This is a genomic window from Hallella colorans (assembly GCF_003096815.1).
In the GTDB taxonomy this organism is placed as follows: domain Bacteria; phylum Bacteroidota; class Bacteroidia; order Bacteroidales; family Bacteroidaceae; genus Prevotella; species Prevotella colorans.
Genome location: NZ_QENY01000003.1, coordinates 92,851 through 108,680, shown reverse-complemented (window position 1 = coordinate 108,680; position 15,830 = coordinate 92,851). Strand labels below are relative to the sequence as shown.

The window sequence follows — 15,830 nt, the reverse complement described above, 5'->3', positions numbered from 1 at the left end:
AACAATCCATAACTCACCATTGCCAATTCATAATTTAACCCGAGCGACGTACACGCGCTCCGCATTGGCAATTCTAAATGAATTTTTTTTATTTTTCCACCGCCACCGCAACACACATCCCGAATGGCAAATGATGAATAGACAATGGTGAGTTGTGAATTATTTAATATTGTCAACCATCCTGAAGAGACGACCCCAGCGAACGCCCGAGAATCCGTGGCGGTCGGGATCTGAGCTCCACCATATAAAGATGGGTTTCCCAACCACATGGTCTTCGGGCACGAAACCCCAATATCGCGAGTCGGCGGAGTTGTGACGGTTGTCACCCATCATCCAGTAATAGTCCATCTTGAAAGTGTAATAATGGGCCAATTTGCCGTTGATGTAGATTTGCCCGTTCTTTACAACAAGGTCATTGTTCTCATAAACCTTGATGGGACGCTCGTAAATGGCGATATTGTCCATTGTCAATTTGAGTGTCGCACCTCGCTTTGGTATCCATATTGGGCCATAGTTGTCACACGTCCAACCCGTCACGGCGTTGAGAGGGTACAGCCCGCCGGGCACGGCCGTGGTGTTGAGCTTGACGCTTTCCACCAAGTCGGTACGAGCTTTCAAGGCTTTTGCCGCTCTCTTGGTGAGTGGCATGTATCCGTTTTGGTTCAGACTTGTGAGGTCTTCCATGGATATCTCCAACTCCTTGAGCACGTCATCGGGGATGGGTTGCTTGAGCTTCACGAAGTATGAGTACTGCACATTGTCAGGCTCTTTGTTGGGTTTGCCATCCAAATAGACAATGCGGTTCTTGATTTGCAAGGTCTGGCCAGGCAGCCCCACGCACCTTTTCACATAATTTTCGCGGCGATCGGTGGGACGATGGTCTATGGAGCCGTACTCGTTGGGATTGTTAAGTATGTAGTTTCGGCCAATCTCGTACATGCGCCGGAAGTAGTCATACTGTTCCATACGGTTCAAATTGGCAGGATTTACCACATCGGTGGATTGCTCTTGATAGATTTGTTCACCAAAAGAATACACCATGGCGTAGTAGTCGGAAGCCTGATAGCGTTCTTCTGTCACAATGGTATCGCCCGCGGGATAGTTGAAAACGACGATGTCATTAAGCCGCACCTTGCCCAAACCCCTTACCCGACGATAGTCCCAATGGGGAAACTCTATGTAGCTTTTAGTGTTTATCACCGGCATAGTGTGCTGCGTGAGCGGCATGGTGAGCGGCGTTTGCGGTATGCGCGGGCCATAGCTCAGCTTGCTTACGAACAGGTAATCGCCCGTCAAAAGGCTTTTTTCCAAAGAGCTTGAGGGAATGACATAGTTCTGGAAGAAGAACAAATTGATGAAATAAACAGCCACAAGGGCGAATACCAAAGCATCCACCCAACTCATTATAAATCGTACCGGGCCCTCGGAAGTTTTCCACCACTGCCACTTTATCTTCTTTGTGATATAGACGTCGAAGATGAACGGCACGACCAACAAGCCCCACCAGCTCTCCACCCAGTACAGGAATATCAAATAAAGAAGGAGTACCACAATGAACTTGGCCCATTGTTTTTTCATGTTTAGCTTAGCTTTTTCTTTATCAATCATGGTTTGTTATGATTAGTTGATGACAAAACGGCTCCGCGTCAAATATAACAAATAATAAACAACAGCGCCCAGTGTCTTTGATATTTAAAACTTAAACAAATCTCCTGTGGTCAGAAGGCCGGTGCGATTTTTTGTGAACTCGGCAGCCAAAACAGCTCCAAGGGCGAAACCTTCGCGCGAGTGGGCATTATGCGTAATGGTGATTTGGTCGGCCTCCGAGTCATAATCAACGCTGTGAATACCCGGCACCTCGTCATGTCTGATGCTGTTAATCAGCAGTTCTTGATCCGCATGGTCGTCGTTTCCGTCCACATGGCCGTCGTCCCAAGTAGTGGTTCCGAGTTTCCATGAAGTTTTGCGGTCGAGGTTCGCGATAATATCCTCCGCCAGAGTGATGGCCGTTCCAGATGGGGCGTCAAGCTTATGGACATGGTGTGTCTCCTCCATCCGCACGTCATACTGCGCAAAGCCATTCATAATACGTGCCAAATACTTGTTGACAGCGGCGAAAATGGCTACGCCAACAGAGAAATTTGAGGCCCAAAACAGCGTTTGTCCACCCTCTCGTGTCATGTGCTCAACCTCGGCTTTATGGTCTTTCATCCATCCCGTGGAGCCACTCACCACTTTGACATTGTGCTTGAAAGCGCGGCAATAATTGTCGAACGCTGCCGTGGGATTAGTAAACTCGATGGCGACATCAGCGCTCACGAAAGCCTCGCTATCAAAATCTTGCTGATTGTCAACATCTATCTTACACACTATTTCATGGCCACGGGACAAGGCTATACGCTCTACCATGCGCCCCATCTTGCCATAGCCTATCAATGCTATCTTCATAATCGAAACGATTTTAAACCTTTTTGCAAAGGTAACCAAAAACTATGAATGTACTCTTTAGAGCACCTTAAATTATTCAAAAAGAACAGATTGCATATACATTTTTTGCGTTTCAAAAAGAAAATGTACCGTAAAATCTTTGCGATGAGAAATAAAAAAGGTAATTTTGCGGCCTAATTCAAGATGCGCTTTGCACATTTTCTTATTTTTTGTGTAATCTTTTTTATTCTATGAGCAAAATCAAAATATTGTTTTCCATACTCGTATGTGGCATCCTTATGTCTTGCATCAAAGAAGAACCTCTCAACGCAGAGTGCGACATTGAGCAAATTTGGTTTCATCTTGATGACCCCACAGCTACTTTTTTCAGTGCGGCCGACACCATGAAGGCGGTGTCCTCGACAGAAGACAATGTCACGTTTCATGTGCGCCGAAATCACCAATCTGACCTGACTGCCCTGATACCCCACTTGGCGCTCACCCCCGGCGCACGCGCGTCACTGCGCCAAAACACCGTAGACGCTGTGTCTGGCGGTAACATCACCTATCGCGTTACATCCGAGGATGGGCTTTGGCATCGCGACTACACCATCTCCATCGTGCCGCTACTGCGCACCATCGCAGAAACCGTGAGCTACGATTTTGAGCATTTCGAACTGGAAAAGAAAAAACAGCAATACTATATTTGGACATGCGCGACAAAAGAGGAGGCCGCCATCTCCAAATGGACAAATGGCAACGAAGGCTTTGCCATGGCTCGTTCTTCCGCCAAGCCAGAGGAATTTCCATCAGTCCCACTCATTGATGGCTACGACGGGCATGGTCTGAAACTCACCACGCGCGGCACGGGTTTATTGGGGTCATTGTTCAAGAAGCCCATCGCCGCCGGCAATTTCTATCTCGGAGAATTCGACTTTGGCAAGGCTATGTCGGCTCCCATGCAAGCCACCAAGTTTGGCATTCCCTTTGATCGCCAACCTATTTCTATCACGGGATATTACAAATACAAACCCGGCAAAAAGGTTATCGACAAAAACAGCAAAGCCATACCGGGCAAAACCGACGAGCCCGCTATTTATGCGGTGTTCTATCGCAACACTGACGCCAACGGCAATCATGTGACGCTCTATGGCGATGACGTGAAAACCAACGCTAACATAGTGGCGATAGCCAATGTGGGAAAACTGCCGGCGACAAACCAATGGACAGCCTTCAAACTCACTTTTGATTACAAAGAGCCTTTAGACTATACGCTCTTGGACAACCGCGGATACAATCTCACCATCGTTTTCTCGTCGAGTCAAAACGGAGATAGCTTCGAAGGCGCTGTCGGCTCGGAGCTATGCATAGACAAAGTGCGTGTAATCTGCAAAAAAGAAGAGGAAGTGACAAAAGCCGTTTCCAACAAAAAAAATTGAATACTCAACAATCCATCATACCATAATGACAACGCTAAGAACACTCATCATATTCCTTTGTTTCCACGTGGCCAACGCACATGCCTTTGATATCATTTTTCCTCAAAACCTATCGCTCAAGGCAAGGTTGGGCTACAACCTTGGCGGCACGGCGCCAATAGGCCTTTCCCCATCTATTCGCGAGCTTAACTCATACCGTCTACAACCCAACTTCAGCGTTGGTTTGGACGCCATTCGTCCAATCAATGACAATTGGAGCGTGCTCATGGGATTGCATCTCGAGAACAAAGGCATGAATATTGACGCGCGCGTAAAAAACTATTACGAGGAGATTGTGCGCGGCGACGAGCGGATAAGCGGTCGGTTTACCGGCAACGTCAACACCTATGTGCGAGAATGGATGTTCACCATTCCGCTGCAAGCCGTGTGGTCTCCCATTTCAAAGGTAGATTTTCGAGTTGGTCCTTACTTCTCCGTAGTACCCGCAAAAAAATTCAATGGCTATGCCCATAACGGCTACCTGCGCGTCGGCGACCCTACGGGGGCCAAGGTTATTCTTGGTGAAGACGAGACCTCAAGGGGCTTTTACGACTTCTCCGGAGACATGCGCAACATGCAATGGGGCATTGACATTGGCGCGGATTGGAACTGCTATCGTCGCCTTGAGGTCTACGCTGACATCAGTTGGGGCGTGACAGGCATATTTAAGAAACGGTTTAAGACCTTGGAACAAACGCTATACCCCATATTCGGAACCGTTGGCGTGGCGTATAAACTAAAATGACCGCTGCCTCAACAAGTCTCGGCAATTTTCCAATATGGCCGTAAGCTCGTCCACGGTTTCAGCTCTAAGCATGGAGATGCGTGTTTGCCTGAAGTTTGGAATGTGCTTAAAGATGGGCGAAGCGGCAAGATGACGACGTGTGTGCAGTATGCCTCGATACTCGTCTATACGTTCCACGTTAATGCGAAGCTGTTCCTCAAGTATGTCAATTTTGTCATCCAAAGTCAACGATTGGGCAATGCCCGAGACGCCATCCGCGCCTTGGTCGAGACAGTCGCGCATCTCCTTGAATATCCACGGATGGCCAAAGGTGGCGCGCCCCACCATCACCGCATCCACGCCATAGCTCTCAAACGCGCGCTTGGCCTCCTCGGGCGTGGTAATATCGCCATTGCCTATGATGGGGATGCGCATCCGCTGGTTGCGTTTCACCTCGCCTATCGGCGTCCAGTCAGCGTCGCCCGTGTACATCTGCGAGCGTGTCCGACCGTGTATGGTCAACGCTTGGATGCCACAATCTTGCAATCGTTCGGCCAATTCGGCAATGACAATATTGTTCCCATCCCATCCCAACCGTGTCTTTGCCGTTACCGGAACCCGCACCGCGTCAACCACAGCACGGGTTATCTCAAGCATCAACGGGATGTTTCGAAGCAACCCAGCGCCAGCGCCTTTGCCCGCTACTTTCTTCACGGGACACCCAAAGTTTAGATCTATGACGTCAGGCCGCACCGTCTCCACAATCCTCGCGGCCTCCACCATGGACGCCACGTCGCGGCCGTAAATCTGTATTCCCACAGGCCTTTCATCGTCATCAATGGCCATTTTGGCCAAAGTGGACTTTATGTTACGCACAACGGCCTCCGCCGAGACGAACTCCGTGTACATCATGTCGGCGCCAAAACGCTTGCACAATTTGCGAAAGCCAATATCGGTCACGTCTTCCATTGGGGCGAGGAAGAGTGGCTGGTTTCCAAATTCTGTATTACCTATTTTCATAATTGGTCACAAAGTTACGATTTTTAGACGGCATTCGCCAATGTGGGAGATACAAATTGATGCCCCGCCTGTCTTTCAAGCAAGTGGTTTTCCTATGCCGACGTTTAGCCCAACAAGAGCTCCTCGCTATCCTAACAAGTGGTATGTGCCGCCCGCGTATGGTTTGACGATACCCTTCATCTCCAAATTGAAAAGTAGCGAAGACAGTTGTCCAATGGGGATGCCGGTTTTCACGCTGATAATATTGAGTTGCAAATCGTTCATTTTTTGCAACAGTTTCACCACCAACCGCTCGTTTTCTGACAATTCTGGAAACAAGTCGAGAGCTATTCCAGCCTGTTTTATACCTGCGACCTCGCGACTGTCAGCCCATCCCATGGCATTAAGCAAGTCGTCGGCCGAAGTGATAAGTCCCGCGCCATTGTCACGAATGAGGCGGTTGCAGCCCTCGCTGTAAATAGCTCCCACCGGACCTGGGAAAGCGAACACATCGCGATTGTATTCCTTAGAAATGCGCGTGGTGATAAGGCCGCCTCCCTTTGGGGCACTCTCCACAATGACACAAGCATCTGAGATGCCCGCGACGATGCGATTACGCCGCACGAAATTGAGCTTGTCGGCGTTGGTGTGGGTCATAAACTCGGTAAGCAAGCCGCCGTGACGAACCATCTCATTGGCCACGTCTCGATGCCGAGGGGGATAAAGATTATCCAATCCGTGCGCCAACACGCCTATGGTGTACATGCCATTGCGCAACGCGTTGCGATGGGCGCACACGTCAACACCGTAAGCCAAACCACTCACCACTACAACATCGGGGCATCGCAGGCGCAGGTCGTCAATCAAGTGGCGCACCAAATCTTCACCATAGGGAGTGCAATGACGGGTTCCGACGATGTTGACAATACGGCGCGCGTTCAGGTTGGCCGTACCTTTATAAAACAGCATCAGCGGCGCGTCAGGGCACTCCTTGAGCCGCGCCGGGTAAGCGGCGTCATTGAGGCAGAGCGAGATTATGCCGTGCGCCTCGTTATATTCCAACTCTTCTTCACATCTGGCGCGCACCACCTCCACGTCTTTCAGCGCCTCGACCACCTTGGCCGGCAATCCGCTGAACAGATGGGGCAGCTCGTCGCGACGATCCACGATGGCCGTTGCCGATCCTAACGAACGGTAGAGTTGAACCATGGTGTTGAGGTGATAATAGCTCAACCGGGTGAGGATGGCGGTATTAATGAGTTCGTCTGTAGACATCATAGCTTAGATTATACGATGGAATGGGCGTAAAAGCGGTTTTATGGCAATGGGGCGTCGCGCGCCGACAGGCACGCCCCGCCTATTCGTCGACAGTATGCCGTTTGCGTTCAAAAGCCTCGATTACGGGCAAGAAAGCACGGTCGTAATCTTCGCTTTGCGCCAACACGCCGTTAACAAGCGTCACCAATTCCACATCAGCATGAAAGGATAGTTGGCCGTCAGAAGAGCGGTATATGTCGTGCGAGAACACGTACTTGAGACCATCCTTGCGCAAGTTCAAGCACGACAACATCTCGTCGTCAGGCCGTAGCGGCGCCCTGTACTTGAGTTTCATGCGCGCCACCACAGCATCCACGCCCTTGTGGTGCAGCTCCGAAAAACTGACACCGATCGAACGGAGAAACCGATGGCGAGTGTGCTCGGTGTAGTGCAGGTAGTTGGCGTTATTTACAATTCCCTGAATATCACATTCAGAGTCGCGCACGTCCATGCGCGTCTCAAACAAATAGTCTTTCTTCTTTATCATCTTCGTTCATTTTTATAAGTGTATCTGTCTTTTATTGTTTGTCCCCAATGGAGCGAGCGCGCCTCGTCGAGATAGTAGGCGCGGCGGCTCTCAAGGGCGATCCTGTTTGGCTTTGGACAAATAGTGATAACCTAAGCGGCATCTCAAGCACTCGCGCTTGTCGCAATATTCGTTTTTCAGTTGGATGAGGGCCTGCGAATCTCCGGCGTTTTCAACGCTCAACCCACAGTCTTTCCACATCCTGACAATGTGATTGTCCTCGGCTTTGAGCGCTTCCAGAAAATTGATGGCGCGCTCGCACAAGCTATCATCACGCTTGTGCCTGCCATACGCGAAAAGCATTGGCACGACGGTATTGACGAGCAGCACGTTTCTCGAGGCTGCCGACACGCGTTTTTCCCGTCTTGGACTCTCGTGGCCAAAAGTGTAGTGCGTCTCCCAATAGCGCGTCACGTTGGCACACAGCAAATCGCCAGCGTCGGCCACCTCGTGACAGTCTACAAGATTGGCCAGGCTCATCTTGCGCTGATAGTACAGGTTGGCGAGCTGGGCAATGCGTATATACGGAAAATTTTGTGGCCTCAACCTCAAAAATCGCCATTGTGAATAATCCATCGGCAGTAAGCCGAACTTATGCGACAAATAACGATACTCCTCTCTCAACCGCACGAAATAATCATCTTTGACAGCTGCCTCGCGATGCCGCTCGGACATGGCCGACGGGTCTAACAACCCTGCTTGGCCCATAAAGATAGCCTCTATCTGCAAAAGATTGTCTCGATGGTGGGCCACGCACTGCAGTGGCACGCTCTGCGCCCACCGCTCCAAGGCGTCGCTATTGATGCCAAACCCATAGTTGCGGGCCAGCGTCACAAAGCAAGCAGCCTCCCACGACCCGTCGCACAACTTGACCCTACGGCGTATAGCCTCTGTCTTCTGCTCCAAACGCTCCGTTTGCAGCGCATTCATATAAGCATGTATGGCCAGCCGCGAGATTGAAGGAATAATCTGGTAGCAAGGCGGATAGCGTTCTGTCTTGCGCAGCTCGTCATAGTTTTGGCGTACAGTCTCTGGCACGTCAAGTTGCAATTGGGGCAGTATCTGCCCCGAACAGGTCTGCACATCGGTGTCGATGATACCTGCCACATGCAGGATTACGCTGTCATAATGCTCGTCTGTATGGTGGCGATGCAAGTACCACTCTGACGCTTTGTCATGTATCTCGACGTTGCCCACCCACATGGTGTCACCTATTTTGACCTTGGCGTTAAAAAAATCAGGACCCGCGTCATGGTTGTGCAGTCCTGAATCGATTACCTCCACGGGGCGACCATCGGTGGTGCACAGGCCCCCCAACGGAAAAAGCTTGTGTTTCCAAACATAGTGCAAAAGTTGCTCCATCGACAAAAGATTAATAAGACGTGTTTCGAAATCGCGCTTCTCAAACGCAAAAAAGCATACTCCATGTCATGCAAAAGTAAAAATAAATATCTGAAAATGGTTATCCAATATGAAAAATCTTATTTTTTACAGCTCTCCCAATGGCCCCACCCTGCCCTCCACCCTGCCTCGTGGCAAAATACCGGAGCCGACAGCGGGCACGTTTGGACAAGCCATGACAACCGCGTGCCATCTGTAAACGCCAAGGCATGTCGAGACACGCCGCGCCCCAAGTTTGCCACAAGCGAGGTGAAAGGCAACGCCGACCGACAACGCCACAGCGTCAGGAGAGAACCTTTTGCCAATTGAAAATAAATGACAAAAGGCGGCTCAAAATTCGAGTATTTGGAAACAACAAGGTCATCGCTCGCAAATACGCGAAAAATAGGCAACCTTAGCAAATGCCTATCACACAGCATGTTACTTCAAACAATCAATTTTGATAGCGTGATTTTTGTCTCCGTGGTTTGCCATTGGTACTCATTCGCACGGCGATTAAGCGTTAATCGCATGGCCAATAAGCCTTATCGGCATGGCGTTTACGCCCGATACGCATCATGAATAGATACCAACGGCAGCGAGTGCCATCGACGAAAGACAACATGAAAGCAAACGGAAGCGAAAATAATGGGTATTTGCACTGTAGAACAACCGGTTTAGTAGGGCCATTTTTTATGACTTTTAATAAACAAAATGATGGCCCACCCACGCTTGGCGCACATTTTTCACGAAGCGACACAGGGCTTTCATGTCAGACGGACCGCGCGTCCACGGTATGCCACATTGGATCGCATGGCACGCCTAAGCAGACGCACCCATCGGGAGCCCAACAGCTGGAGGGCCGATTTGCAAATGACAAAGGAGGGGCGCAACAACCTAAAAAAATGGTATTTGCCATGCCTATATGCAATCTTTTTCATATCTTTGCATCAAAAAGAGGCCAATGACGGAAGACTTTGATATAAGGGACGAGCAACTGTCCTCAAACGAAAAAGAGTTTGAGAACGCACTTCGCCCGCTACATTTTGACGACTTTAACGGTCAGCCCAAGGTGGTGGAAAATCTTGAAGTCTTCGTAGAGGCCGCCAAATATCGCGGCGAGCCTTTAGACCATACTTTGCTATACGGCCCCCCCGGATTGGGAAAGACCACGCTGAGCAACATCATCGCCAACGAGCTTGGCGTAGGCTTCAAACTCACGTCGGGCCCCATTCTCGACAAACCGGGAGACCTCGCCGGCATCCTCACGTCGTTGGAACCTAACGACGTGCTTTTTATCGACGAGATTCACCGTCTGCAACCGGTGGTGGAAGAGTACCTGTATTCGGCTATGGAGGACTATCGCATTGACATCATGATAGACAAAGGACCGTCGGCCAGAAGCATACAGATAGACCTAAATCCTTTCACGCTCGTCGGAGCGACCACTCGGTCGGGCATGCTCACGGCTCCGCTGCGGGCCCGCTTTGGCATCAACATGCACTTGGAATACTACGACCCCGAGACGCTCAAGCGCATCATCAACCGCTCGGCACGATTGTTGAAAGTGGCGATAGACAGCGACGCGGCCATCGAGATAGCACGCCGTAGCAGGGGAACGCCACGTATAGCCAACGGACTGCTGCGTCGCGTGCGAGACTTCGCTCAGGTGAAAGGCAACGGAACCATCACGACCGACATAGCCCAATTGGCACTCAGCGCGCTCAACATAGACCAGTACGGACTTGACGAGACAGACAACAAGATATTGTTGACCATCATAGAAAAGTTTGGCGGTGGCCCAGTGGGATTGTCCACCATAGCCACCGCCATCGGCGAAGACACTGGAACCGTGGAGGAGGTTTACGAACCGTTTCTCATCATGGAAGGCTTCGTCAAACGAACACCACGTGGGCGCATGGCCACAAGGCTCGCCTACGAGCACCTCGGCCGAGACGCGGGGAAAGGCAATGTGTACCAACCCCAACTCTTCTGACACTGACAGGGCTTGCAAGCCCCGACCCTTCGCACATTCACCCAATACGCACCCAAGCACCATTCCTCAACGTTTAAGCGCATGAGACAGCAACGACGACCATCCGTGGCACTTTTTGTGGGCACTTTCGACCCTTTCACCATCGGGCACGACAATATCGCCCAACGCGCCCTGACACTCGTGGACAGGCTTGTCATAGGCGTGGGCGTAAACCCTGACAAGCGTACCCTCTTCTCCGCCGACGAGCGACTGGAGGCTATCCGACAACTATACGCCGACGAGCCACGCATTACCGTCGAGCTGTACACAGACTTGGCGACAGACTTGGCGCGCAGAGTGGGCGCGCAATTCTTCGTGCGAGGCGTGCGCTCTGTAAAAGATTTTGAGTACGAACGCGACCAAGCGGCGTTCAACAAACGGCTTGGCAATGTCGAGACGTTGCTGCTATACGCAGAGCCCAAACTCGCCGCGGTCTCCTCCTCGGCCTATCGCCAACTTGTCTTTTTCCACAAAGACGCCGATTGGATGCTGCCCAAACGCGGAGGACAAGCACGTGAGAATGGCAGCGAGACCAACAACTCGAAACAGTGACAATAGCAAGTCCTAACCCATATCAACAGATGATAACGTATCAAGCAGACGGCGTGGAAATGCCGAAAATAAAGCATCGCGAAATAACCACATGGATAAGGGCGGTTGCCGCCACCTATAACAGACGGGTAGGCGACATCGGCTACATGTTCGTGAACGACGAAAAAATTTTGGAAACGAACAGGCAGTACTTGGGACACGACTACTACACCGATGTCATCACTTTCGACTATAACGAGGGGGACATTATCAGCGGCGACATTGTCATATCAATTGACACGGTGGCAAGCAACGCCAAGCTGTATGGCAAGTCTTACGACGACGAGCTGTACCGTGTCATCATTCATGGCGTATTGCACCTTTGCGGCATCAACGACAAAGGGCCGGGCGAGCGCGAAATCATGGAGGCAAACGAAGAGAAAGCCCTCGCGCTGCTAAAAGCGAGGCGAGGATAACACGCGTGCATGCGCTGACAATGTATTGATGACATTTATATAGTCGTTATCTACCATCTCTTTCGTAGGATAACAACACGCTATCCGCATCTGACAAGCCACCAAGGGGGCTCCCCGTCCGCACAACGAGGAGTGTGCCGAATATTCTTACCATGAAGAAAAAATGGGTATGGGAGCGAGGGCGCGAACACAAAACGTAAGGAAGGAAAGGCGGGCGCCTATTTCATCAACTCGTCCACGGCACGCATGACAATGTGGTTTTGCTCGTTCATCACTTGAAAATACTCGGTCATATCCCACAAATCGCGAGCCACAAGGGCTTTGAGCTGTATGCGCAGAGAAAGCAACGTGGCCGCCAGTTCCGCGTTGTCCTTGGACGTGACGTTTTGTTTCTTGCCCTCGGCGATGATTTCGTCGATGACTTTTTGCGGGATTTCAAACTTGCCGTTGAACGTGGGGAAGTCGGGATACTGCTTTTTCAACTGTTTGCGACACTCGTCAACATACCTCAAATTGGCGCTGACAATGATGCCCTTGGCTGCCAACTGCCTGTGCATAGAAGTGAACTGCGTAGTGTCGAGGGGCACAAAGATGTCGGGCATGATACCACCTCCGCCATAAACCGGGCGGTGGAGACGCAGGGTGTAATATTTCAGGCTGTCAGCAAAATGCACGCTGTCAGACGAATACAGTTCTCCGTGCTTGAACCGTTCGTCCAACTCTCGGTCATAATCCTTGCGGTCTCCCTTGGTGTAAGGTTTCTGTATGCATCGACCGGATGGCGTGTAGTAATGGGCGATGGTAAGCCTCAGCATGCTGCCATCGGGAAAATCGACGGGGCGTTGCACCAATCCTTTTCCAAAACTACGCCGTCCAATCACCACGCCTCGGTCTTGGTCTTGTATGGCCCCGGTCACTATCTCCGCGGCAGAAGCTGAAAACTCGTTGATAAGGACCGCCACCTTTCCTTGGAGCAAAGAGCCATTGCCTTGCGCTCTGTATTCTTGGACGCGAGACTTACGGCCCCGTGTATAGACTATCAGGTCGTCATGGCGCAAAAACTCATTGGCAATGGCAACGGCCGCCTGCAGGTAACCACCACCGTTATCCTGCAAATCGAGTATCAAATGGCGCATGCCCCGAGCCTGCAAAGATTTGACGCACGACATGAACTCTTTATAAGTGGTGGCCCCGAAGCTTCCTATGCGAATGTAGCCTATACCAGGCCGTATCATGTAATAGCCGTCTATGGTCTTCATGGGGATTTTGTCGCGCGTCACCGTAAAACTCAACGTATCTTTGATACCACGCCGCACCACGCCCAAACGCACCTTGGTGCCTTTGCGGCCACGTAGCTTTCGCAATATCTCCTCACGTGGCATCTTGACGCCAGCAATGGCTGTATCGTTGACCATCACGATGCGGTCACCAGGCAAAATGCCAGCTTTCTCAGACGGTCCGTTAACGATAGTCTGTATGACGAGCAGCGTGTCTTGCTGCATGTTGAACTGTATGCCGATGCCATCAAACGACCCATTAAGCGATTCTTGCATGAGCTTGGTCTCCTTGGCGGTGGTGTACGAGGAGTGAGGGTCGAGCTTCTCAAGCATGCCGCGAATGCCATCCTCCACCAATTTCTGCTCGTCGACAGAATCTACATACATGTTGGTGATGGCCATCTCGGCTATTTGCAACTTTCTGAAAGGTGACTTGCTGCCAAAATTCAGCCGTAATTGCGCGTTGGCGGGCGAGAGAGCTAAAAGCGCCAATACAGCCAAGCACACAGGCTTGGCGCATCTCCTAATGATATTTGTTGGCATTTGTCGGTATGATGGTTGATTAGTTTAATTGCTCGTTATCATCATCGACGCTGTTATCCTCTACCACAAGGTTGTCTATGATGAAGTTTTGGCGCTCCATGGTGTTTTTACCCATATAGTACTCGAGAAGTTTTTGTACTTGGTCGTTCTTGTGAAGGGTGACCTGCTCCAATCGCATGTCCGGGCCGATGAAATGGGCAAATTCATCGGGCGAGATCTCTCCAAGCCCTTTGAAGCGAGTGATCTCCGGGTCTGGGCCTAACGCGCTGATTGCCTCCAAGCGTTCTTCGTCGGTATAGCAATAGCGAGTTATGAAGTCACTTTTTTTCTCTCCCTTGGCCAACCGGGCGTCTGCCTCGGCTATAACCTTCTTGTTCTTGATTTTAGAACGGCGATTTCGCACCCTGAAAAGAGGCGTCTGAAGCACAAACACATGTCCTTTCTTAATAAGCTCAGGATAGAACTGCAAGAAAAACGTGATGATGAGCAATCGTATATGCATACCGTCCACGTCGGCGTCTGTGGCCACTATCACCTTGTTGTAACGCAAATTGTCCAAACCATCCTCTATGTCCAACGCGGCTTGGAGCAGATTGAACTCCTCGTTCTCGTAGACAACCTTTTTTGTCAAGCCAAAAGAGTTGAGTGGTTTGCCACGCAACGAAAACACCGCCTGCGTGTTGACGTCGCGGCTCTTGGTGATGCTTCCACTGGCCGAGTCGCCCTCAGTGATAAAGATGGAGGCTTCCTCCTTGCGGTCATCTTTAGCGTCGGAGAAGTGCACACGGCAGTCGCGCAACTTGCGATTGTGCAAATTGGCTTTCTTGGCACGCTCACGCGCCAACTTGGTTATGCCCGCCATCGACTTGCGCTCGCGCTCGCTCTCCTTGATCTTGGCCTCCAAAACATCCGCCACGTCTTCTTTGTGAATGTGGAGGTAGTTGTCCACCTCTCGCTTAATAAAGTCGCCCACATATTTGTTGATGGTGTCTCCGTTAGGCTCCATGACCGTGGAACCGAGCTTTATCTTGGTTTGGCTCTCAAAGACAGGTTCCTCCACGTTGATGGCAATGGCCGCGACGATACCGTTACGGATGTCGGTGTACTCATAGTTCTTGTCGTAAAACTCCTTGATAGTCTTGGCGATGTGCTCCTTGAACGCACTCTGATGAGTACCTCCCTGTGTGGTATGCTGCCCATTTACGAAGCTGTGGTACTCTTCTCCGTACTGGTTGGTGTGCGTGAAAGCTATCTCAATGTCTTCTCCCTTGATGTGCACGATGGGATAAAGGCCATCGACGGTCATGTTGTCGTTGAGCAAATCTTCCAAGCCGTTGCGACTCTTGATACGCCGACCGTTGTACATAATGGTAAGCCCGGCGTTGAGATAGGTGTAGTTGCGAAGCATGGTTTCCACGTACTCGTCGCGGAAACGATAATTCTTGAACAACGTGTCGTCAGGCTCAAAAAAGATGAACGTGCCATTCTCATCATTGTTTTTCTTGGTGACATCGCTCTTGAGCGTTCCTCTCTCAAACACAAGCTCGCGCACCTTGCCGTCACGATAGCTCCTCACCTCAAAATGGGAGCTCAGCGCGTTGACCGCCTTGACGCCCACGCCATTGAGCCCCACGCTCTTCTTGAAAGCCTTGGAGTCGTACTTTCCGCCCGTGTTGAGCATGGATACAGCCTCTACCAGCTTGCCCTGCGGTATGCCACGACCATAGTCGCGAACGGTCACGCGCAGATTGTCGTCCACATCTACCTCTATGCGGTCGCCAGCGTTCATCTTGAACTCGTCAATGGAATTGTCGACCACCTCCTTGAGAAGCACGTAAATTCCGTCCTCGGGCAGACTGCCATCTCCCAATCTTCCGATATACATACCAGGTCGCGTACGCACATGCTCCATGTCGCTAAGATGGCGAATGTTATCGTCTGTGTACTCCACCGACCCTTGGGCCGAGGTTTGTCCGGACTGGTTGGCCTTCAAAAGATTGTCATCTGTCATCATTATTGACCTTTCTGGTATTTATCGAGAAAAACGGAATATTAAAAATTAAACTAACAAAAATAAAAGAAACAATGCCACCAAGACCGCACAGTGAGACGTACGC

The 15,830-nt window shown here is 50.8% G+C and carries 14 protein-coding genes; 6 read left to right on the top strand and 8 right to left on the bottom strand.

Annotation, left to right across the window (positions count from 1 at the left end; all coding sequences use genetic code 11):
• Positions 1–159: 159 nt before the first annotated feature.
• Positions 160–1,608: a signal peptidase I gene (gene lepB / locus C7379_RS02325; RefSeq protein ID WP_116615834.1), complete on the bottom strand. Its 1,449-nt coding sequence runs from the start codon at positions 1,606–1,608 to the stop codon at positions 160–162.
• 84 nt (positions 1,609–1,692) lie between these two features.
• On the bottom strand, positions 1,693–2,448 hold the full coding sequence (gene dapB / locus C7379_RS02320) for a 4-hydroxy-tetrahydrodipicolinate reductase (RefSeq protein WP_116615833.1): 756 nt from the start codon (positions 2,446–2,448) through the stop codon (positions 1,693–1,695).
• Between the two features lie 230 nt (positions 2,449–2,678).
• Between dapB and C7379_RS02315 the strand changes: the two genes are divergently transcribed.
• Positions 2,679–3,866 (top strand): PCMD domain-containing protein, encoded by a 1,188-nt coding sequence (locus tag C7379_RS02315; protein ID WP_116615832.1) that lies wholly within the window; start codon positions 2,679–2,681, stop codon positions 3,864–3,866.
• A 25-nt stretch (positions 3,867–3,891) separates the two neighbouring features.
• On the top strand, positions 3,892–4,650 hold the full coding sequence (locus tag C7379_RS02310) for a porin family protein (protein ID WP_116615831.1): 759 nt from the start codon (positions 3,892–3,894) through the stop codon (positions 4,648–4,650).
• On the opposite strand, the gene dusB is transcribed toward C7379_RS02310, so the two are convergent.
• The 4 genes from dusB to C7379_RS02290 form a co-directional block, all read right to left on the bottom strand.
• The gene (gene dusB / locus C7379_RS02305; protein WP_116615830.1) at positions 4,642–5,649 is read right to left on the bottom strand and encodes a tRNA dihydrouridine synthase DusB; all 1,008 of its coding nucleotides are present in this window, start codon (positions 5,647–5,649) and stop codon (positions 4,642–4,644) included. The two genes, C7379_RS02310 and dusB, sit on opposite strands and share 9 nt — an antisense overlap.
• A 126-nt stretch (positions 5,650–5,775) precedes the next feature.
• Positions 5,776–6,903, bottom strand: a complete 1,128-nt coding sequence (dprA, locus tag C7379_RS02300) for a DNA-processing protein DprA (protein WP_116615911.1) — start codon at positions 6,901–6,903, stop codon at positions 5,776–5,778.
• A gap of 82 nt (positions 6,904–6,985) precedes the next feature.
• Positions 6,986–7,432: an acyl-CoA thioesterase gene (locus tag C7379_RS02295; RefSeq protein ID WP_207773384.1), complete on the bottom strand. Its 447-nt coding sequence runs from the start codon at positions 7,430–7,432 to the stop codon at positions 6,986–6,988.
• Positions 7,433–7,522: 90 nt separating this feature from the next.
• Entirely contained in the window at positions 7,523–8,833 is a 1,311-nt protein-coding gene (locus C7379_RS02290; protein WP_116615829.1) for a DUF2851 family protein, read from the bottom strand.
• Between the two features lie 96 nt (positions 8,834–8,929).
• Between C7379_RS02290 and C7379_RS02285 the strand changes: the two genes are divergently transcribed.
• The 4 genes from C7379_RS02285 (at position 8,930) to ybeY (ending at position 11,893) form a co-directional block, all read left to right on the top strand.
• Positions 8,930–9,181, top strand: a complete 252-nt coding sequence (locus C7379_RS02285) for a hypothetical protein (RefSeq protein WP_133241858.1) — start codon at positions 8,930–8,932, stop codon at positions 9,179–9,181.
• A 634-nt stretch (positions 9,182–9,815) separates the two neighbouring features.
• Positions 9,816–10,847 (top strand): Holliday junction branch migration DNA helicase RuvB, encoded by a 1,032-nt coding sequence (gene ruvB / locus C7379_RS02275; protein ID WP_116615826.1) that lies wholly within the window; start codon positions 9,816–9,818, stop codon positions 10,845–10,847.
• An 81-nt stretch (positions 10,848–10,928) separates the two neighbouring features.
• Positions 10,929–11,438, top strand: coding sequence for a pantetheine-phosphate adenylyltransferase (coaD, locus tag C7379_RS02270; protein WP_116615825.1), 510 nt, complete (start codon positions 10,929–10,931; stop codon positions 11,436–11,438).
• A gap of 29 nt (positions 11,439–11,467) precedes the next feature.
• Positions 11,468–11,893, top strand: coding sequence for an rRNA maturation RNase YbeY (gene ybeY / locus C7379_RS02265; RefSeq protein ID WP_116615824.1), 426 nt, complete (start codon positions 11,468–11,470; stop codon positions 11,891–11,893).
• Positions 11,894–12,111: 218 nt separating this feature from the next.
• Here ybeY and C7379_RS02260 read toward each other — a convergent pair whose 3' ends face one another.
• Both C7379_RS02260 and C7379_RS02255 read right to left on the bottom strand, forming a co-directional pair.
• Entirely contained in the window at positions 12,112–13,713 is a 1,602-nt protein-coding gene (locus C7379_RS02260; protein ID WP_243406683.1) for a S41 family peptidase, read from the bottom strand.
• 19 nt (positions 13,714–13,732) lie between these two features.
• Positions 13,733–15,724, bottom strand: coding sequence for a DNA topoisomerase IV subunit B (locus C7379_RS02255; protein WP_116615908.1), 1,992 nt, complete (start codon positions 15,722–15,724; stop codon positions 13,733–13,735).
• Between the last annotated feature and the right edge of the window lie 106 nt (positions 15,725–15,830).